Origin of the sequence: Desulfovibrio sp. X2 (assembly GCF_000422205.1) — a bacterium.
Classification (GTDB): domain Bacteria; phylum Desulfobacterota; class Desulfovibrionia; order Desulfovibrionales; family Desulfovibrionaceae; genus Alkalidesulfovibrio.
Genome location: NZ_ATHV01000008.1, coordinates 15111 through 35479 on the forward strand (window position 1 = coordinate 15111; position 20369 = coordinate 35479).

Below are 20369 nucleotides of genomic sequence, written 5' to 3' on the forward strand. Positions count from 1 at the left end.
ATGATTCTACTCGACGGCAAGGCGACCGCTCAGGCCATCCGGTCCGAGCTCGCCGGCGAGGTCGCGGCGCTGGCCGCGGAGCACGGCAGGGCGCCCGGCCTGGCCGTTGTCCTGGTGGGCGAGGACCCCGCCTCGCAGATATACGTGCGCAACAAGGTCAAGGCCTGCGAGGAGACCGGCATCGTCTCGCGCAAGCTGACCCCACCGGCGGACATCCGCCAGGAGGACCTCGAGGCCCTGATCCGCGAGCTGAACGAGGACCCGGACATCGACGGCATCCTGGTGCAGCTGCCCCTGCCCAAGGGGCTCGCGAGCCAGAAGATCCTCGACCTCATCGACCCGGAAAAGGACGTGGACGGCTTCCATCCCGTGAACGTGGGCCGCCTCTCCACCGGGCTGCCGAGCCTCATGCCCTGCACGCCCGCGGGCTGCATCGAGCTTCTGCGCCGCTACGGGCTGCCCACGCGGGGCAGGCGCGCCGTGGTCGTGGGCCGCTCGAACATCGTGGGCAAGCCGCTGGCCATGATGCTCATGCGGCCGGGCGAGTACGGCGACGCCACGGTCACGGTCTGCCACTCGCGCACCGCGGACCTGGCGGGCGAGGTCCGCCGCGCGGACTTCGTCTTCGCGGCCATCGGACGCGCGAAGTTCATCACCGCGGACATGGTCAAGGAGGGCGCCGTGGTCGTGGACGTGGGCATGAACCGCACGGACGAGGGGCTCTTCGGCGACTGCGACTTCGCGGGGATGAAGGACAAGGCGGCGGCCATGACCCCGGTGCCCGGCGGCGTGGGGCCCATGACCATCGCCATGCTCATGTCCAACACCGTGCAGGCCTACAGGGCGCACGTGGGGAAATAATCGTGCGGCCGCATGGCGCTTCCCTCCCGAACGTGCTAAGGGTGGCGATGACCGCCGCCCTTTTCCTGCTCGCGGGCCTGTCTGCGGACCTGTCCGCCGGTCTGCCCGCAGGGGCGGCACAGCCGACCAGCCCGGAGGGCGCCATGTCCCTGACCATCACCTCCCCGGCCTTCGCGTCCGGCTCGCCCATCCCCGCCCGCTTCTCGTGCGACGGCGAGGACGTCTCGCCCGCACTCGCCTGGAAGGGCGCGCCGACGGGGACCGTCTCCCTGGCCCTGCTCGTGGACGACCCGGACGCGCCCGTGGGCGACTGGGTGCACTGGATCGTCTTCAACCTGCCCGCGGACAGCACCGGCCTGCCGGAGAACGCGGGCCCGGCCGGGGAGCCCGGCCGCGACGGGAAGAACTCCTGGGGCCGACAGGGCTGGGGCGGGCCCTGCCCGCCCGGCGGCAGGCACCGCTACTTCTTCAAGCTCTTCGCCCTGGACGCGGTCCTGGACCTGCCGCAGGGCGCCACCAAGAAGCAACTGCTTTCGGCCATGCAAGGGCATATCCTGGCCCGGGCCGAACTCATGGGGACATACGCCAGATGAGCATCAACCTGCACGTCACCGAGCACGACAACTGCATCGTGGCCCGGCCCGAGACCAAGGACCTGCGCTTCGACGTCAGCAACGAGTTCAAGCAGGCCCTGGTGGAGCTCATAGAGGCCAGGCCGGACCACCTGGTCATCGACATCTCGGACATCGAGTTCGTGGACTCCACGGCGCTCTCGGCCTTCATCGCCGCCAAGTCGCGGCTCGCGGCCAAGGGCAAGACGCTCGTCCTCTTCGGCCAGTCCAAGGCCGTGACCGGCGTGCTGCGCCTGACCTCCCTCGACAAGTTCCTGAACCTCATGCCCGACCTCGACGCGGCCCTGGCCTCCCTGGCCGCGCCCGCCTGAGGCGGCCTTCGGCCGAGGCGGGCACGGGCTTCGGCCCGGAACGGGAGCGCCCCTTCCGCCTCTGCCGTACGACGGCGCGGAAGGGGCTCTCGTGCGTGCCTCGGGAACGGGCGCAGGAAGGGCGAAGGGGAAGCGCAGACCGGCTGAGCGAGGGAACGGTGCTGAAGCAGGAGTGAACCGGCGCGGGAATCCGTCCCGTGGACAGTCTATTCGTTGACGGCGTCCATGAGGATGCGGTCCGGCGTGAAGATCACCTTCTTCCGCCCGTCCGCAAGCTCGCTGCGCCACTCGCCGATGCCCTCGAAATAGACCGTGTCCTGGTTCTTGAGGGCGTTGGTGATGACCGTGGACATCACGGTCATCACCTTCTCCGCGTCATCCATGCTCGCGAGGCACTGCGGCATGGTGTCCCGCAAGGCGTTCGCGAAAGTCTTCGTGTCGATGCTCATGGTCGTCTCCTTTGCTTGTTCGGGGTTCCGGGGTTCTTCACAGATTGCCGGGAGCGTATCGCAGCGGCACGGGTGTGGGAAGGAGGGAGACGAAAAAAGGCGGCCCTCCGGGGCCCGCTGCGGGCGTCTTCCCGGCCGCGGCCCTGCCGCGCGCTGCTTTCCGGCGTAAAAAAACGCACAGCCCTTGCGCGGCGGCCCCGCCTGGCGTATGCCGGGGCCTGGTCGGCAGTTCACCGAGGCGTCGCCGCCCCGCAAGGGGAGCTAAACCTGCCGCGTTTTCCTTTCCGCAGACACCTTATCCCGTGCCTGGTCGGAAGACGGCGACCACCGGCGTCCGCAGCCGCGGAACGGCACGTCAGAGGGATAAGCCATGCCCAGAACACCGCTGCCGTACTTCGTGGGCGACATCTCCGCCCTGGCCCGCTCGCTCAAGGGGCAGCTCGCCGCGCGCGAGACGACCCCGAGCCACCTCGAGCTGTTGAACATGCTCGCGCGCTCCGCGGGCTGCCGCAACTTCCAGCACTTCCGCGCCCAGACCGCGCCCGCCGTGCCGGGTGCACCGGCCGACGCCGGGCCCGAAGCCGCCGCCCCCGCCGTGGACCCGGCGCGCCTGCGCCGCCTGCTGCGCTTCTTCGACGCCGAAGGGCGCCTGGTGCGCTGGCCGGGCAAGCACGGCCAGCGGGCGGCCTGCCTGTGGGTCCTGTGGGCCGCGCTGCCCGCGCGCCGCGTGCTCACGGAGCCGGAGATCGACGGCTGCCTCAAGTCCGGCCACCTCTTCGGCGACCACGTGCTGCTCAGGCGCTGGCTGTGCGACCTGGGGCTCGTCGAGCGCACGCCCGACTGCCGCGAGTACCGCCGCATAGAGCGCCGCCCCCCGCAGGAGGCCCTGGCCCTCATCGGCTCCGTGCGCAGCCGCAGCGCCCCGGCCGCCTGAGGCCGGACCGCTTCCCGTTGCGTGCCGGGCGGCCCGGCCGCCCGGCCGTGATCCGTCTCCCCAGGGAGGATTCCCGCGCGGGAACCCTCCCTGGGTTCGCCTTCTCCGTGCCTTCCTTTTCTTGCTTCGCAGACTGTACCGCCGTTCAGTAAATGTTCCGGGAAAGGTCTCCGCAGGGATTGAGGCGCAGGGCCGGAGAGGCCACGGGAAGGGGAGCTGGACCTGCTGAACGGTTTGAATGCGACGCGAAAAAATCACCCATTCTCCTCGGATTTGTATTGACTCACCCTGTTTCATCTGCAAACATAATCAAGTAATTCAGGGTGGATATTGGTTCTTGCCTTTGCTGCCTCACCAGGCCGCGATACCCGTGTGGGGCAGGGATTCCGGTCACGCCTTCGCAAAATGGGCGTGCGTGGCAGGGGGAAAACGTCATTTGTCTTGTCTGAATGTTCAGGCAGAAAGTTTTCAGGAGCGCGAGGCTTCCTGGAGCGTGCGGCGGCGCACCGGCAAGGCCGGATACTGCGCCGGTGCCGGCGGGGGAGCCTTGCGCTGAGTGCGTCGGCGGCCGCAGCCTGCGGGCGGCCGCCAGGGCCACGGACATCGGGTCCGGCCCGGGCGCAGGGGGAGTGATTCGGACGCGCTCCGCAGCACGGGGGACGGGGCGCGCAGAACGCAGGACGACCTGCCCGGGGAACCCGGGCGCCGCCCCGAGGCGCTACAGTCAACGAGGAGGGAGCCTCATGCAGTGGCTCAACGATCGCAACATCGGCACCAAGCTTCTTGGCAGCTACATACTCCTGCTTCTGCTCATGGGCGGAGTGGGGTTCATCGGCGTGAGCGACATGGGAGAGATAAACGGCCTGCTGACCGGCGTGGTCAACGACGACCTGCATCCCATCATGGCCATCGACTCGGCGAACATCGACCTGCTGCACTTCGCCCGCAACGCCTACCGCATGGCCGTGAGCGACGACGCGGCCGACATGGCCGCCTTCCGCAAGAAGGCCGATGACAGCGTGGCCGACCTGCACAAGACCCTCGACGAGTATGCCGCCGGGAATCTCTCCGGCAAGGAGAGGGAGCTCCTGGCGAAGTTCAAGCCCGCCTTCGCGGGCTACCAGGACGCCGTGCACAAGGCCATGGACCTGTTCCAGGCCGGCGACAAGCCGGGCGGGATCCAGCTCCTGGTCGGCGACGGCGCGCGGCTCTCCGCCGAGTCCAACGACCTGCTCGGGCAGCTCTCCGAGGAGAACCGCCTGCAGGCCGCGGACACGGCGGCGTCCGCCGAGAAGACCTACCGGCAGTCGCGCCTGGTCATGGTCAGCATCATCGGGGCGGCCGCGGCGCTCGGGCTTCTCATCGGCCTCGTCCTTTCCCGGCTCATCTCGCGCGGGGTCCGGCAGTGCGCGGACTTCGCCCTGTCCCTGTCCCGGGGCGACCTGAGCGGCACGCTCGCCCTCGAGCAGAAGGACGAGATCGGCGTGATGGCCGACTCCATGCGCGCCGTGGCCGCGGCCGAGGCCGACGTGGCCCAGAAGCTCGGCATCCTTTCCGAGGGCGACCTGCGCATCGCGGTCAAGGAGCGCTCGGACAAGGACGCCCTCATGCGCTCCATCGCCGAGATGATCGACAGGCTCACGAACATCGTGAACGACGTGCAGAACGGCGCGGAGAACGTGGCCGCGGGCAGCGAGGAGATGAGCAGCAGCTCGGAGAGCCTGTCGCAGGGCGCGTCCGAGCAGGCCTCGGCCGTGGAGGAGTGCTCCTCCTCCATGGAGGAGATGGCCTCGTCCATCAACCAGAACGCGGAGAACGCGCGCCAGACCGAGGCCATCGCCACCAAGGCCTCCCAGGACGCGCGCGAGTCCGGTGAGGCCGTGACCAGGACCGTGGCGGCCATGAAGGAGATCGCGGGCAGGATCTCGATCATCGAGGAGATCGCGCGCCAGACCGATCTCCTGGCGCTGAACGCCGCCGTGGAGGCCGCGCGCGCGGGCGAGCACGGCAAGGGCTTCGCCGTGGTGGCCGCGGAGGTCAGGAAGCTGGCCGAGCGCAGCCAGGGCGCGGCCGCGGAGATCAACAAGCTCTCCGCCGAGTCCACCGCCGTGGCCGAGCGCGCGGGCAGCCTGCTCGAGAAGCTGGTGCCCGACATCCAGCGCACCGCGGACCTCGTGCAGGAGATCTCGGCCACGAGCCAGGAGCAGAACGTCGGCGCCGAGCAGGTCAACCAGGCCCTGCAGCAGCTCGACCAGGTCATCCAGCAGAACGCTTCGGCCTCCGAGGAGCTGGCCTCCACGGCCGAGGAGCTCTCGAGCCAGGCCGAGGAGCTGCAGTCGTCCATCTCCTTCTTCACCACGGACTCGGCCAGCGCCGCCGCCCCGGCCCCGCGCGCGGCCCTCGCCCGGCGGCATCGCAAGGCCCCGGCCCAGGAAAGGCTTCCGGCTCCCGCCCTGAAGAAGCAGGCGGCCCCGAAGCGGGCGGCGGTGAAGCTGCGCCTGGACGACGAGATCGACGACAACGCCTTCGAGCGGTACTAGCGCCGGGCACGAGGGCCGCGGCCGGACTCCCGGCCGCGCCCGCATACGCGAGGAAGAGCCATGAGCGAGCACGAGAGCGAGACATTGCAGCGTTTCCTGACGCTGACCCTGGACAGGGAGCACTTCGCCCTGGACATCTATTCGGTGCGCGAGATCCTGGACATGACGGACATCACGCGCATCCCGCAGACTCCGGAGTACATGCGCGGGGTGGTCAACGTGCGCGGCAGCGCCGTGCCCGTGGTGGACCTGCGCCTGAAGTTCGGCATGCCCGCGGCCGAGCGCACGCTGAACACCCGCATCGTGATCCTCGAGATCGCGCGCGGGGAGAAGGCCTCGGCCGTCGGCGTCATCGCCGACTCGGTCAAGGAGGTGCTGGAGATCGACTCCGCCAGGATCGACCCGCCGCCGCGCATGGGCACCGGGATCAAGGTGGACTTCATCAAGGGCATCGCCCGCCACGAGGACCGCTTCCTGATCGTCCTGGACATCGCCCGGGTCTTCAGCACCGACGAGGTGCTGGCCCTGGACGGCCTCTCCCTGCGCCGCGACGAGGCCGGGGAGGGCGGGGAGGACGCCCCTGGCGACAGGGCTTCGGCCGCCTAGGCGGTCTCCCGCGCAAGAAGGGACGGCAAACGGACCCGACCGGACGGGAAGGGGGGAGAGATGCGCATCGAGTTTACCGGCGACTGCACCGTGGCCGAGGCCGCGGAGCTGAAGGCACGGCTCCTCGGGGCCCTTGCGGGCGGCGAGGCCGTGGAGGCGAGCTTCGCGGGGGTCGCGCGGGCGGACATGTCCTTCTTCGAGCTCGTGCGCGCGGCGCAGGCCGACTTCGCCCGGCGCGGCCTGCCCCTCCGCCTGCTGCCCGACCTGCCCCCGCATCTTTGCCGCGCGGCCGCGTGGACCGGGCTCGCCGAACTGTGCCCGGCGCGATGAGGAGCGCGGCATGATGCAGGAACACGATCCGGTCGACATCTTCCGCGAAGAGGTGCGCGAGCTCCTGGCCGACCTCGAGGAGACCCTGCTCGAGCTCGAGGGGGACCCCTGCGACGCCGACAAGGTGGCCCGCGCCTTCCGCGACCTGCACACCATCAAGGGCTCGGGCGCCATGTTCGGCTTCGCCGAGATAGCCCGCTTCACCCACGACCTCGAGACCGCCTTCGACCGCGTGCGCAGCAATACCCTGCCCCTCTCCGCGGAGCTGCTCGGCATCGCGCTCGAGGCCAAGGACCACATCCAGGCCCTGCTCGGCACGAGTCAGGACGGCGCGGGGCTGACCGAGGCCTCGGACGCCCTCCTGGCCCGCCTGGCCCGGCTCCTCGAATCCCCGGGCAAGGACGCCTGCCCCCCCGGGGCGGACCTCGCGGCCGAGCCCGCGGGGGAGCACGGCGCGCACCGGGAGGCCACCTTCTGGGTGCGCTACCGGCCCACGCCCGACTCCTTCGTCACCGGATGCGACCCCCTGGGCCTGATCGAGGAGCTCTGCGGCCTGGGCGAGAGCGTGGTGGTCTTTCATCCCGGCGAGCCCGCTCCGCTCGCGGAGCACGACCCCGAGCGGCCCCACGGCTGGTGGGACGTGCTCCTGGCCACGGGGCAGGGCGAGAACGCCGTGCGCGACGTCTTCCTCTTCGTGGACGACGGCGGGGCCGTGCGCGTGGAGCATGTCGGCGACGGCCGCCCGCGCAGGGACGACCTGGACCGGCTGGCCGCCGTGGCGGGCGAATGCCGGGATGCCGCCTGCGAAGACGGGCTGCCCGAGCTGCTGCGCCGCTCCCTGCGCGAGAAGCTGGAACGGCGCCGCGCGCCCAAGGCCGCGGAGGCCGCTTCTGCCGGGCGCGGCGATTCCAGCATCCGCGTGGATGCGAGCCGCCTGGACCACCTCGTGAACATGGTCGGGGAGATGGTCATCATCCAGTCCCGGCTGAGCCAGGCCGTGGACAAGGCGCTGGACCGCGCCGTCCTGGCCCAGATCGCCGAGGACCTGCAGCGCCTCACCGACGCCATGCGCGACAACGCGCTCGGGCTGCGCATGCTGCCCATCGGCACGGTCTACGGCAACCTGCGACGCCTGGTGCGCGACGTGAGCGCCTCGCTCGGCAAGAACGTGGAGTTCGTGGCCGAGGGCGGGGACACCGAGCTCGACAAGACGGTCATCGACCGCCTGAAGGACCCCCTGGTGCACATCCTGCGCAACAGCCTGGACCACGGCATCGAGTCGCCCGCCGAGCGCGCCGCAGCGGGCAAGGCCGAGCAGGGCACCGTGCGCCTGTGGGCGGGCCACGTGAGCGGCGAGGTGGTCATCCGCGTGAGCGACGACGGCAAGGGGCTCGACCAGGAGAAGATCAGGCGCAAGGCCCAGGCCATGGGGCTCATAGCGCCGGAGGCCGAGCTCGAGCGCAAGGAGCTCCTGAACCTCATCTTCGAGCCGGGCTTCTCCACCGCGGAGAAGGTCTCGGACCTCTCGGGACGCGGCGTGGGCATGGACGTGGTCAAGCGCTCCATCGAGGCCCTGCGCGGCAAGATGGAGATCGACAGCGAGCCCGGCAAGGGCGTCGTCCTGACCGTCCGCCTGCCGCTGACCCTGGCCATCATCGACGGCTTCTGCGTGCTCATCGGCTCGGGCTCCTACATCGTGCCCCTCACGGCGCTGCGCGGCTTCCAGGAGCGCCCCTGCGGCCAGGACCACCCCGTGGTCGGGGTCATCGAGCGCATGGGCAGGCTCCTGCCCTGCGTCAACCTGCGCGCCCTCTTCGGGGTCGCGGAGGAGCGGCCGGACTACGAGCGCATCGTGGTGGCGGAGGTGGGGGGAACGGAGATCGGCCTGGCCGTGGACAAGGTCGTCGGGCGGCAGCAGGCGGTCATCAAGAGCCTGGACGAGATGTATCGGAACGTCGCCTTCATCTCGGGCACCACCATCAACGGCGACGGCAGCATCTCCCTGATCCTGGACGTGCAGCGGCTCGTGGAGTTCGCCGCCGCGCGGGCCGAGGGCGCGGCCTGACGGAGCCTGGTCGCGCGGGCCGCCGCGCGAGCGCGGCGGAAAAAGGGCCGCGCGCCGGACAGGCGCGCGGCCCTTTGCGCATGCAGCGGCCGGATGATCCCGCCTAGTCGTCGTCCGGCATGAGCTGCAGCAGCGTGGCGCGCAGCTCGTCCAGCTCCACGGGCTTCGATATGTAGTGGGTCATGCCCGCCGCGAGGAAGCGCTCGGTGTCCCCGGACATGGCGTGGGCCGTGAGGGCCACGATGGGAATGTCCGGGTTCCACTTGCCGTGGCCGTCCTCGCGGATGCGCCGGGTGGTCTCCAGGCCGTCCATCTCCGGCATCTGGATGTCCATGAACACGGCGTCGAAGCTCTGTCGGGCCAGGACGTCCAGGGCCTTCAGGCCGTTCTCCACGCCCACCGCCTCCTGGCCGAGCCTGGCCAGGAAATGCATGAGCGCCTTGCGGTTCACCGCCTCGTCCTCGACCACCAGGATGCGCCGTTTCTTGAGCTCGCCTTCGGCGGCGGCGATGCGGTCCTTCGCGACGGCCGCGACCTCATCCGGGCTCGCGGGCTTCAGGCAGAGGGTGATGTGCGCCTCGGTTCCCTGTCCCACCTCGCTGGTGACGAGCAGGCTGCCGCCCATGAGGTTGACGAGCTTCTTGACGATGGCCAGCCCGAGGCCCGTGCCCTTGTGCGTGCGCGTGTAGGCCCCCTCGAGCTGGGTGAAGGCTTCGAAGATGGAGCCGAGCTTGTCGTCCGGGATGCCGACGCCCGTGTCCGTGACGCTCATGTGCAGGCTGATGAAGCCGGGCTGGGGGCACCGGGGCAGGGGATATATCTCCAGGCTCACTCCGCCGTTTTGCGTGTACTTCACGGCGTTGCCCACCAGGTTGAAGAGCACTTGGCGCAGGCGCCCGGCGTCGCCCCTGAAGTGGCGCGGCAGGGCCGGGTCCACGGAGCAGGTCAGGGTGAGCCCCTTGCGCGCGGCCTCGTTGGTGAAGGCGCCGAGCACGGGCTTGAGCACGGCCTGGAGATCGAACGGCTCCTTCTCGATGCGCAGAGCGCCTGCCTCGATCTTGGAGATGTCCAGGATGTCCGAGAGGATCTGCAGGAGGTTGCGGCTGGAGGCCAGGGCCGTGTTCAGGTAGTCGCGCTGCTCCGCGTCGAGCCTGGTGCCGAGCGCCATCTGGAGCATGCCCATGACCCCGTTCAGCGGCGTCCTGATCTCGTGGCTGATGGTCGCCAGGAACTCGTTCTTGACCGCGCTCGCGACCTGCGCCTCCTCCTTGGCCCGGCGAAGCGAGTCCTCGCGCTCCCGGTCCGCGGTCACGTCCTCGAAGATGGTGTAGACCTGGAACGGCTTGTCCTCGCCCTCCCTGAACTGCGGCACGGCGCTGACCACGATCCAGCGGCAGGCGTCGCGGCGCGGGTTGTGCACGCCCATGAGCACGTCGCGCACCTCGCGGCCCGTGGAGAGCGCGATCATGGCCGGCTGCTCCTCGGGCGGCAGGGCCGAGCCGTCCTCGCGCAGGGCCCGCCACTGCGGGCTGTCGGAGGCCCGGGAGACAAGCATGTCCAGGGGAATGCCGAGGATTTCGGTGGCCGCGAAGTTGGCCCGGATGACGCGGCCCGCGGCGTCCTGGAACAGGGCGCCCTGGTCCATGGATTCGAACAGGTAGCGCAGCTGCGACTCGCTCTCGCGCAAGGCCTCCTCGGTCTCGCGGCGGCGCGTGACGTCGAGCATGGTCACGACCACGCCCGCCGCCTTCCTGTTCTCGTCGAGGTAGGGCAGCACGCGCAGCAGGTACCAGGTGCCCTCCGCCTGGCGCGCCTCGATCTCCTCGGGCAGGCCGGAGGAGACGACCTTGCGCAGCACGGGCAGGAGATCGAGCCCCTGCAGGGTGTGGGAGATGTGCTGGAAGGGCCGCCCCACGTCCTGGGGCAGGATGTTCAGCACCTTGGTGGCCGGGGGCGTGAACTTGCGGATGCGCAGCTTGTCGTCCAGGAACAGCGTCCCGATGTCCGTGCTGCGCATGAGGTTGTCCAGGTCCGCGTTGAGCTCGGTCAGCTCGCGGATCTTGGTCTCGTACTCCGCGTTGACCGTGTAGAGCTCCTCGTTGACCGAGTGCAGCTCCTCGTTGGTGCTCTGCAGCTCCTCGTTGGAGGCGATGAGCTCCTCGTTGGATGCCTGCAGCTCCTCGTTCGAGGTCTCCAGCTCCTCGATGGTCGACTGCAGGCTCTCGCGCAGGTTCTGGGTCTCGCGCTCCAGCTCCTCGATGCGCTCGCGCGAGTGCGTGCTCGCGTCGAAGGCCTTGCTCTTGTCCTGCACCTCCGGACTCAGGGGGCGCTCCTCGACGAAGGTGACGAGGTAGTACCCCTCGCCGGATATCCTGTCGTTGATGGGCTCCACGCGAAGGGTCACCGGGAAGTGCTGGTCGGGCGTGCCCATCTTCACGCTGTGGTAGGTCACGGCCTCCTGGGTCTTGACGGCCCGCTGGAAGGCCGAGGCCAGGGCGATGCGCGCGTCGCCCTCGATCATGGAGAGGACGTCCGGGCTCACCCGGCCGACGGGGATGAAGAGGAAGTTCCTGATCTGGCCGAAGGCGTGGATGATCTCCTTGCGCTCGTTGACCAGCACCCCGGTGGGCATATAGCGGTCCAGGATGGAGTCGTAGGCGCGCAGCAGGCGCTGGTCCACGCCTATGGGGGCGGCGTTTTGGCGCGCCCGTCCGGCCAGGACCGGGGCCGTGGACAGGGGGAAGCGGGGGCCGATGGGCAGGCGCACGTCGCGTTTCTTGCGGAAGATCTTCCAATGCTGGTCCAGGACGTCGAACTCGTCCGCGAGGTCGCCGAGCGTCTCGCTCGGCCCGAGGAAGAGCACGCCCTTGGGCTTCAGGGCGAAGTGGAAGAGCGAGCAGATCTTCTTCTGGGCCGCGGACTGCAGATAGATGAGGAAGTTGCGGCAGCTGATGAGGTCGAGCTTGGTGAAGGGCGGGTCGCGCAGCAGGTCCTGCTCCGCGAAGATGACCAGGCGCCTGATCTCGGCCGAGACCTGGAATCCGCCGTCCGGCAGGTTGATGAAATACTTCTCCAGGTAGTGCAGGGGCAGGTCGTTGAGACAGGTCTTGGAATAGAGGGCCTGCGCGGCGCGCGCCAGGGATTCCTTGTGCACGTCGGTGGCGAAGACCTTGAGATCGATCGGCGACTGCGCGGCGTCGAGGGCCTCGCGCGCGATCATGGCCAGGGAGTATGCCTCCTCGCCCGTGGCGCAGGCCGGGACCCATATCCTGAACTCGTGACGCGGTGCGGCCTGCTCCTGGAGCAGGCGGGAGATGACGCGCTCGAGCGTCTTGAAGGCGTCGTAGTCGCGGAAGAACGAGGTCACGCCGATGAGCAGGTCCTTGTACAGGTTCTCGAGCTCGTCGCTGTTGCCGGAGAGCACGGCGATGTAGTCGTGCAGCGTGTCCAGCTTGAGCATCGCCATGCGGCGCTCGATGCGGCGGTTGATGGTGGCCTTCTTGTAGAGCGCGAAGTCGAGCTTGAAGGCTTCGCGCAGCAGGGCGAGCACGGAGTCGTAGGCGTCTTCCGGCGGGGGCGGGGCCAGGGGGCCGGCCGGCTTGCCGAAGTCCAGCGAGTAACGGGTCAGGATGGCCGGCATGTCCTCGGGCGCGGCCACCGCGTCCACCTCGCCGGTCTCCACCGCGCTGCCGGGCATGCCGTCGAAATGGGCGGTTTCGCTGCTCTGCACGATGACCAGGCCGCCCTGGGCCCGGATATCCCGGATGCCGCGCGAGCCGTCCGAGCCGCTGCCCGAGAGGACGATGCCCACGGCGCGGTTGCCCGCGTCGGCCGCCAGGGAGCGGAAGAAGACGTCCACGGGCATGCTCGGGCCGTCCGGGTCCTTGTCCGTGAGCAGCAGGCGGCCGCCGGAGATGGCCATCTCCTTCTTGGGCGGAATGAGGTAGATCTCGTCGGCCAGAACCTCCATGCCGTTCTCGGCCCGGTTGATCTTCATGGACGTATGCCGGGAGAGGATCTCGTCCATGAGGCTCTTGAAGTCCGGGGAGAGGTGCTGGATGACGATGAAGGCCATGCCCGTGTCGTCGGGCATGTTCGCGAAAAGGGTTTCGAGGGGGTCAAGGCCGCCGGCGGAGGCGCCGATGCCGACGTAAAAGGTAGGTTTCCGAGGCGCGGTGTTTGTCATGCGACGTCCTGTTCAGAGGTTGAATGCCCGCAGCGCGGCGCAGGATGCCCATACCGTATCCGTCACAGGTAGCCAACAACCAACCCGTAGTCCTCATGAGATAATTCCAGACCAAAGCTTGTAAAGTGCGTGCTGAACAAATCCGGGATGTCGACAATGTGAAGAATATTTCCCCCCGCAGGATGCGGAAAAGGGGCGTCGGGGACGGATGCGGGAAAAAAAGCCGCCGGGGTTCCGTTGAGCTTTTGCCCGCAATTATATAGATATTCAGTCTGGATTCCGCTCGGGCGGGCGGGACTTCCCATGAATCTCCGGGCAACGGCAGGCGGAACGGACGGACGCATGAAGAGACTGGACGACTTCTCCATCGGCACGAAGCTCAAGACCGGCTTCCTGGTAATGATCTGTCTGACGGTGCTCGTGGGCGCCGTCTCGTTTTTCCAGATCCGCACCCTGGCGCAGATAACGCAGGACCTCTACGACCATCCCTTCGCGGTCAGCAAGGCCATGCTCGGCATCCAGAAGGCGCTGCACGTCATCGACGGGCAGGTCGACCGCATGGACCAGGACGCCGGGCCGGACACGATCATCGACGCCTCGCGCACCATCGACCGCCAGAACGAGGCCGTGCAGCAGTTCTTCTCGCAGGTCACGGAGCGCTACCGGGGCGACCTGCAGGACGTGCGCGCGGCCCAGGATGCCTTCGCCGAGAGCCGCAGGCGCGTGGCCGAGGTGCTGCACGTGTTCCGCGAGAAAAGGTTCGCCGACCTGACCGCCACGCGCGACGACGCCCACGCGAGCCTCGGCATAGCGCTCTCCAAGACCGTGACCATGATCGACTTCGCCCAGCGCGAGGCGACGCAGTACATCGCCGACGCCGGGGTCGAGCGCGGGCGGGCCTACCTGATCATGGGCATCCTCCTGGCCCTGACCACCCTCTTCGGCGTCACCGTGGCCGTGGTCAGCGCGCGGCAGGTGGCCGCGCCCCTGGCCGAGGTGGTGGCCCGCATCCGCCGCGTGGCCCAGGGCGACCCGGGCGAGGACGTGGAGGTCGCGCGCGACGACGAGATCGGCGAACTCTTCGATTCCTTCCGCATCATGCGCCAGAGCCTGAAGAGCAAGATCGAGCTGGCCGAGGCCATCGCCTCCGGCGAGTACGGCCGCCACGACCCCCTGGCCGGAGAGCGCGACGCCCTGGGCCTGGCCCTGAACAGGATGTCCGAGTCCCTGCGCGAGGGGGCCGAGGCGCAGCAGCGCGAGCTGTGGTTCAAGACCGGCCGCAACGAGCTGGCCGCCCTGCTCGTGGGCGAGAAGGAGATCCACGCCCTCGGCCGCGAGATCGTCGCCTATCTGGCGACCTACCTCGACGCCCAGGTGGGCGCCCTCTACACCCGCCTGGAGGGCGAGGACTTCACCCTGCTCGCGGGCTACGCCGTGGACCCCGAGGCCACCGTGCGCTCGTTCGCTCCCGGCGAGGGGCTGCTGGGCCAGGCGGCCGCAGAGGGCCGCATGGTCGGCGCCAGCGACGTGCCCGAGGACTACGTCCGGGTCAGCTCGGCGCTGGGCTCGGCCCTGCCGCGCCACATCGTGGCCGTGCCCTTCCTCTACGACGGCCGGGTCATCGGCGTGCTCGAGCTCGGCTCCTTCGCCGCCTTCGCCGAGCTCAAGCTCGAGTTCCTGCGCACCGTGGCCTGGGCGCTGGGCGTGGCCTGCCACACGGCCGCGGCCCAGGCGCGCCTGCGCGAGCTCCTCGAGGGGTCGCGCCTGCTGAACGAGCGCCTGAAGGCCCAGCAGGAGGAGCTGCGCGCCTCCAACGAGGAGTTGGAGCAGCAGGGCGCGGCGCTTCGCGCCAGCGAGGAGGAGCTCAGGCAGCAGCAGGAGGAGCTGCAGGCCATCAACGAGGAGCTCGAGGAGAAGAACGAGTTCCTGGAGAAGAACAAGAGCGAGATGGCGCTCAAGAACCTCGAGCTCGAGGACATCCGCCGCGGGCTCGAGCGCAAGGCCGTGGAGCTCGACCGCTCCAGCCGCTACAAATCCGAATTCCTGGCCAACATGAGCCACGAGCTGCGCACCCCGCTGAACAGCCTGCTGCTCCTCTCGCGCAACCTCATGGACAACCCCGAGGGCAACCTGAGCGACACCCAGCTCGAGTTCGCCCGGGTCATCCACAGGAGCGGCAACGACCTCCTGTCGCTCATCAACGACATCCTGGACCTCTCGAAGATCGAGGCGGGCAAGATGGTCCTCTCGGTCGAGGACGTGACCCCGGGCGAGCTGGCCGCCTCGCTCGAGCTCTTCCGGACCATGGTCGAGGAGAAGGGGCTCGTCTATGCCGTCGAGCTCGAGCCCGGACTCCCCGAGAGCATCCGCACGGACCGGCAGCGCACCGAGCAGATCCTGCGCAACTTCCTCTCCAACGCCCTCAAGTTCACGGCGCAGGGCTCCGTCACCGTCAGCTTCCACCGTCCCAGGCCCGACGCCAGGCTCAGGCGCGCGGGGCAGGATCCGGCCCTGGCGCTCGGCGTGACCGTGGCCGACACGGGCATCGGCATCTCCGAGGACAAGCACGAGGAGATCTTCGAGGCCTTCCAGCAGGCCGAGGGCGGCACCTCGCGCAAGTACGGCGGCACAGGGCTCGGGCTGTCCATCTGCCGCGAGCTGGCCCGCCTGCTGGGCGGGGAGATCGTCCTGCAGAGCGCTCCCGGCGAGGGCTCGCGTTTCACGCTGTACCTGCCGCCGGAATTGCCCGCGGACCAGGAAGCGGGCCAGGCGTCGGGCCAGGCGGCGGGCCAGGCGTCGGGCCAGACCGCACCGGCCCGGCCCGCCCCGCGCTCGGCGGCGAAGCCCGAGGCCGTCCGCCCGGCAGCCCCCCGCAGCACCGGTCCCTTCCCGCCCTTCGTGCCCGACGACCGCGACGTGCTCGCGCAGGGCGAGCGCTCCATCCTGATCGTCGAGGACGACGAGGCCTTCGCCAGGATCCTCGTGGACCAGTGCCGCCGCAAGGGGCTGCGCGCCCTGGCCGCGCAGACCGGCGAGGAGGGGCTCGCCCTCGCGGCCAGCCACTCGCCCAGCGCCGTCATCCTGGACATCCGGCTGCCCGGCATGGACGGCTGGGAGGTCCTGGAGGAGCTGAAGCAGGACCCGGCCCTGCGCCACATCCCGGTGCACGTCATGTCCGGCGTGGAGAATCCCTCCGAGGCCATGCGCAGGGGCGCCGTGGGCTACCTGGAAAAGCCCGCGCAGCGCGAGGCGCTGGAGGAGGTCGTCGCCGGGCTCGAGTCGTTCATGAAGCGGGAGATAAAGGACCTCCTGCTCATCGAGGACAACCCGGACATGCGCACCGCCATCGTGGCCCTCGTGGGCGACATGGACGTGCGCATCGAGGAGGCCCCCTCCGGAGCCGAGGCCATGAAGGCCCTGCGCGAAAAGCACTTCGACTGCGTGATCCTGGACCTGGGACTGCCGGACATGAGCGGCTTCGAGCTCCTGACGCGGCTGCAGAACGACCCGGACGTCTCCGTGCCGCCGGTCATCGTCTACACGGGCCGCGAGATGAGCAAGGAGGAGGGGCTCTTGCGCACCCTGGCCGACTCCATCATCATCAAGGGGGTCAAGTCCGAGGAGCGGCTGCTGGACGAGACGGCGCTGTTCCTGCACCAGGTGGTCAAGCGGCTGCCGCGCGTCAAGCGCGAGACCATCGTCAGCCTGCACGACAAGGACGCGCAGCTGAAGGGCAAGACCGTGCTCCTGGTGGACGACGACATGCGCAACCTCTTCGCCCTCTCCCACGTCCTGGAGCAGCGCGGCGTGACCGTGCTCAAGGCCGAGGACGGGCAGCGCGCCCTGGACGTGCTCGCGGCCGCGCCCGAGGTGGACATGGTCATCCTGGACGTGATGATGCCGGTCATGGACGGCTACGAGACCGCGCGGCGCATCCGCGCGGACAAGCGCTTCGAGAAGCTGCCCGTCATCGCCCTGACCGCCAAGGCCATGCGCGAGGACCGCGAGAAATGCATCGAGGCCGGGGCCAGCGACTACCTGGCCAAGCCCGTGGACCTGGACAGGCTCCTGTCCATGATGCGCGTCTGGCTCTTCCGCTAGGACCGGGAGGCCGAAGCGACCGCCATGCTTGCACACCAGATAGACGACATCGAGATCGACCTCCTCCTGGAGGGCATCTACCGCCGCTACGGCTACGACTTCCGCCACTATTCCAAGGCCTCGGCCAAGCGGCGCGTGCTGCAGTTCATGCAGCGCACGGACCACGAGACCGTGGGGGCGATGATCCCCCGCCTGCTGCGCGACGAGGAGTTCTTCTCCCAGGCCGTGGAGGCCTTCTCCGTGACCGTCACCGAGATGTTCCGCGACCCGGGATTCTTCGCGGCGCTGCGCGAGGAGGTCGTGCCCAGGCTGCGCACCTTTCCCTTCATCAAGATCTGGCACGCGGGCTGCGCCACGGGCGAGGAGGTCTACTCCCTGGCCATCCTGCTCAAGGAGGAGGGGCTCTACGACCGGGCCACCATCTTCGCCACGGACCTGAGCCGCGCCGCGCTGGACAAGGCCCGCGAGGGCATCTACTCCATGGACGAGATGCGCGTCTCCACTGCCAACTACCAGAAGGCGGGCGGCAGCAGGCCCTTCACGGACTACTACCACGCCGAGTACGACTCCGCGATCATCGACGGTTCGCTCAAGCGCAACATCACCTTCGCCCACCACAACCTGGCCACGGACAGCGCCTTCGGCGAGATGCACCTCATCGTCTGCCGCAACGTGCTCATCTACTTCGACCAGAGCCTGCAGAACCGGGTGCTGAACCTGTTCATGGACAGCCTGGCCCTGGGCGGCCTGCTCTGCCTGGGCAGCAAGGAGTCCTGCAAGGGCTCGGACGCGGAGGCGTCGCTGCAGGCCGTGAACCCCAAGTGGCGCATCTTCCGCAGGCATTTCGTGGCCGGGGCCACGCCGCGGCCCGGCGTGCTGGGCGGCATGCCTCCCGGCGGGGGGCGGCCATGAGCCGCGCCGCGATCCGGGCAGTGGCCATCGGCGCCTCCGCGGGAGGGGGCAGGCTCCTGGAGACCATCCTCTCCAGGCTGCCGGAAGGCTTCGCGCCGAGCCTGCTCGTGGTCCTGCACGTGCACCCGGACCAGGACGGCTTCTTCGTCGTCCACTACGACAGGCTGTGCCCGCTGCCGGTGCAGGAGGGCAGGGACAAGGAGCCCGTGCTGCCGGGCCGCGTCTACTTCGCGCCCCCGGGCTACCACCTCCTGGTGGAGCGGACGCGGACCTTCTCCCTGTCCTCGGACGAGAAGGTCAACTACGCCCGCCCCTCCATAGACGTGCTCTTCGAGTCCGCGGCCGAGACCTACGGCGAGGGGCTCCTGGGCATCGTGCTCAGCGGGGCCAACAGCGACGGCGCGAAGGGACTCTTGCGCATCAAGGAGCTCGGCGGCCGGACAGTGGTCCAGGACCCTGCCGGGGCCGAGCACCCGACCATGCCCCGGGCCGCGCTCGAGCTGGCCGAGCCGGAACTGGTGCTGGACGTCGACGGCATCTGCGACCTGCTGGGGACCCTCTCCGGGGACGGCCCGGCGGACTGAGGCGAGACACGGCCGCGGGAAACGGCCCAACACGGATGAAGCGCATGGAAAACACGCCGAAGATACTCATCGTGGACGACAAGGAGGCCAACCTGCTCGCCCTGGGCAGCCTCCTGGCGGGCCTGAACGTCAAGGTGGTCAAGGCCGCGAACGGGGAGGAGGCGCTGCGCCAGTGCCTGCACCACGATTTCGCCCTGGCCGTCCTCGACGTCCAGATGCCCGGCATGTCCGGCTACGAGCTGGCCTCCTACCTGCGCGGCGACGCCCGCACCCGCGACATCCCCATCATCTTCCTGACCGCGGTCTACGCCGACGAGGCGCACGAGTTCATGGGCTACCGCTCCGGCGCCGTGGACTTCCTGAGCAAGCCCATCGACCAGGAGATCCTGCTGGCCAAGGTGCGCGTCTTCCTCGAACTCTACAAGCGCACCGAGGAGCTGCGCGAGCACAAGGAGCGGCTGGAGAACCTGGTGACGGAGCTCGCCGCGACCAACAGGCGGCTGGCCACGGAGGTGGAGCAGAGAAAGCTCGCCGAGGAGGAGCTGATCCTGGCCAAGGAGCAGGCCGAGGCCGCCAGCCGCGCCAAGAGCGAGTTCCTGGCCAACATGAGCCACGAGATCAGAACGCCGCTGAACGGCATCCTGGGCATGCTCCAGAACCTGCACGACTCGGCCTCCGACCCCGAGCAGCGGCAGTTCGCGGAGTACGCCCTGCAGGCCAGCAGGCGGCTGCTCGGGCTGCTCACCGACATCCTCGACTTCTCGCGCATCGAGGCCGGAAAGCTCGTCCTGCGCCCCGGCCCCTTCGACATCGCGGAGCTGTGCTCCGCCGTGGCCCGCATCTTCGACCTGCCCTGCCGGAACAAGGGGCTCGCCTGCGAGATCGCCGTGGCCCCGGCGGTTCCGCGCCTCCTTTACGGCGACGACGCGCGCATCCAGCAGCTGCTCTTCAACCTCGTGGGCAACGCGGTCAAGTTCACCCCGGCGGGCTCCATCTCCGTGTCCGTCTCCTTCGCCCCGGACGCGGGCGGAGAGAAGGGGATGCTCGAGATCGCGGTCGCGGACACGGGCGTGGGCATCCCCAAGGACAAGCTCGCCTACCTCTTCGAGCGCTTCACCCAGGCCGACACCTCCTACACGCGCAGCGCCGAGGGCGCGGGCCTGGGCCTGGCCATCGTCAGCCGCATCGTGGAGCTCATGGGCGGCCGCATCGAGGTGGACAGCGAGGAGGGCAAGGGCACGACCATGCGCCTCTCGCTGCCCATGGGCGTGCACCGGGAGGACGGGGAGACGCCGCAGGAAATTTTGCTGCAGGCCGACGCGGGCGCGCCCGCGGCGCCCGGCGCGACCGGCGCGGCCGGCGCGACCGGCGCCCGGGACGCGGGGGACGGCGGGGAGGAAGCGGCCTGCGTGCCGCCCCTGCGCATCCTCCTTGCGGACGACGAGCGCGTGGGCCGCGTGGGCATGTCCTTCATGCTCCGGCGCATGGGCCACGACGTGACCGGCGCGACCTCGGGCCGCGAGGTCCTCGAATCGCTGCGCCACGGCAGCTTCGACTGCGTGCTCATGGACATCCAGATGCCGGACATGGACGGCGTGGAGGCCACGCGCCTCATCCGCTCCTCGCCGGAGCTGGCCCACGTCGCCTCCATCCCGGTCATCGCGCTGACCGCCTACGACATGCAGGGCGACCGCGAGCGCTTCCTGGCCGCGGGCATGGACGACTACGTCTCCAAGCCCGTGGAGAAGGAGGCCATCCAGGCCGCGCTGCGCCGCATCTTCCTTCCCGGCCCCTGCCCAGGCTAGCCGCGGGCGGGCGCAGGGACGGGACAGCCGCCAAAAGGAGCGCCCCGGGGAAG

At 69.3% G+C, this 20369-nt stretch carries 14 protein-coding genes; 12 read left to right on the forward strand and 2 right to left on the reverse strand.

Annotated features, from left to right (window positions below):
- The 3 genes from folD (at nt 1) to DSX2_RS03600 (ending at nt 1804) form a co-directional block, all read left to right on the forward strand.
- On the forward strand, nt 1–861 hold the full coding sequence (gene folD / locus DSX2_RS03590; RefSeq protein WP_020879677.1) for a bifunctional methylenetetrahydrofolate dehydrogenase/methenyltetrahydrofolate cyclohydrolase FolD: 861 nt from the start codon (nt 1–3) through the stop codon (nt 859–861).
- A gap of 143 nt (nt 862–1004) precedes the next feature.
- Nucleotides 1005–1454, forward strand: coding sequence for a YbhB/YbcL family Raf kinase inhibitor-like protein (locus tag DSX2_RS03595; RefSeq protein WP_020879678.1), 450 nt, complete (start codon nt 1005–1007; stop codon nt 1452–1454).
- Nucleotides 1451–1804: an STAS domain-containing protein gene (locus DSX2_RS03600; RefSeq protein ID WP_020879679.1), complete on the forward strand. Its 354-nt coding sequence runs from the start codon at nt 1451–1453 to the stop codon at nt 1802–1804. The genes DSX2_RS03595 and DSX2_RS03600 overlap by 4 nt, the downstream gene beginning before the upstream one ends.
- A 206-nt stretch (nt 1805–2010) precedes the next feature.
- Here DSX2_RS03600 and DSX2_RS17410 read toward each other — a convergent pair whose 3' ends face one another.
- Nucleotides 2011–2253, reverse strand: a complete 243-nt coding sequence (locus DSX2_RS17410) for a hypothetical protein (protein WP_020879680.1) — start codon at nt 2251–2253, stop codon at nt 2011–2013.
- Nucleotides 2254–2623: 370 nt separating this feature from the next.
- On the opposite strand from DSX2_RS17410, the gene DSX2_RS03610 reads away from it, so the two are divergent.
- The 5 genes from DSX2_RS03610 (at nt 2624) to DSX2_RS03630 (ending at nt 8728) form a co-directional block, all read left to right on the forward strand.
- A complete protein-coding gene (locus DSX2_RS03610) occupies nt 2624–3187 on the forward strand; it encodes a DUF2087 domain-containing protein (protein WP_020879681.1) in 564 nt (187 codons plus the stop codon).
- A gap of 743 nt (nt 3188–3930) precedes the next feature.
- Nucleotides 3931–5727 carry a methyl-accepting chemotaxis protein gene (locus DSX2_RS03615; RefSeq protein ID WP_020879682.1) on the forward strand — a complete coding sequence of 599 codons (1797 nt, stop codon included), beginning with the start codon at nt 3931–3933 and terminating at the stop codon, nt 5725–5727.
- Between the two features lie 60 nt (nt 5728–5787).
- A complete protein-coding gene (locus tag DSX2_RS03620; protein ID WP_020879683.1) occupies nt 5788–6333 on the forward strand; it encodes a chemotaxis protein CheW in 546 nt (181 codons plus the stop codon).
- A 60-nt stretch (nt 6334–6393) separates the two neighbouring features.
- Nucleotides 6394–6663, forward strand: coding sequence for an STAS domain-containing protein (locus DSX2_RS03625; RefSeq protein WP_020879684.1), 270 nt, complete (start codon nt 6394–6396; stop codon nt 6661–6663).
- 10 nt (nt 6664–6673) lie between these two features.
- Nucleotides 6674–8728 (forward strand): chemotaxis protein CheA, encoded by a 2055-nt coding sequence (locus DSX2_RS03630; RefSeq protein WP_020879685.1) that lies wholly within the window; start codon nt 6674–6676, stop codon nt 8726–8728.
- 103 nt (nt 8729–8831) lie between these two features.
- On the opposite strand, the gene DSX2_RS17415 is transcribed toward DSX2_RS03630, so the two are convergent.
- Entirely contained in the window at nt 8832–12914 is a 4083-nt protein-coding gene (locus tag DSX2_RS17415; protein WP_020879686.1) for a chemotaxis protein CheB, read from the reverse strand.
- Nucleotides 12915–13256: 342 nt separating this feature from the next.
- On the opposite strand from DSX2_RS17415, the gene DSX2_RS03640 reads away from it, so the two are divergent.
- From DSX2_RS03640 to DSX2_RS03655, 4 genes are read left to right on the forward strand one after another with little or no spacing between them, the layout of a single operon-like run.
- Nucleotides 13257–17015: a response regulator gene (locus DSX2_RS03640; RefSeq protein WP_020879687.1), complete on the forward strand. Its 3759-nt coding sequence runs from the start codon at nt 13257–13259 to the stop codon at nt 17013–17015.
- A 24-nt stretch (nt 17016–17039) separates the two neighbouring features.
- Nucleotides 17040–17927 carry a protein-glutamate O-methyltransferase CheR gene (locus DSX2_RS03645; RefSeq protein ID WP_020879688.1) on the forward strand — a complete coding sequence of 296 codons (888 nt, stop codon included), beginning with the start codon at nt 17040–17042 and terminating at the stop codon, nt 17925–17927.
- Nucleotides 17924–18511 carry a chemotaxis protein CheB gene (locus DSX2_RS03650; RefSeq protein ID WP_020879689.1) on the forward strand — a complete coding sequence of 196 codons (588 nt, stop codon included), beginning with the start codon at nt 17924–17926 and terminating at the stop codon, nt 18509–18511. The genes DSX2_RS03645 and DSX2_RS03650 overlap by 4 nt, the downstream gene beginning before the upstream one ends.
- Nucleotides 18512–18555: 44 nt before the next feature.
- The gene (locus DSX2_RS03655; protein ID WP_020879690.1) at nt 18556–20316 is read left to right on the forward strand and encodes a response regulator; all 1761 of its coding nucleotides are present in this window, start codon (nt 18556–18558) and stop codon (nt 20314–20316) included.
- The last annotated feature ends 53 nt before the right edge of the window (nt 20317–20369 follow it).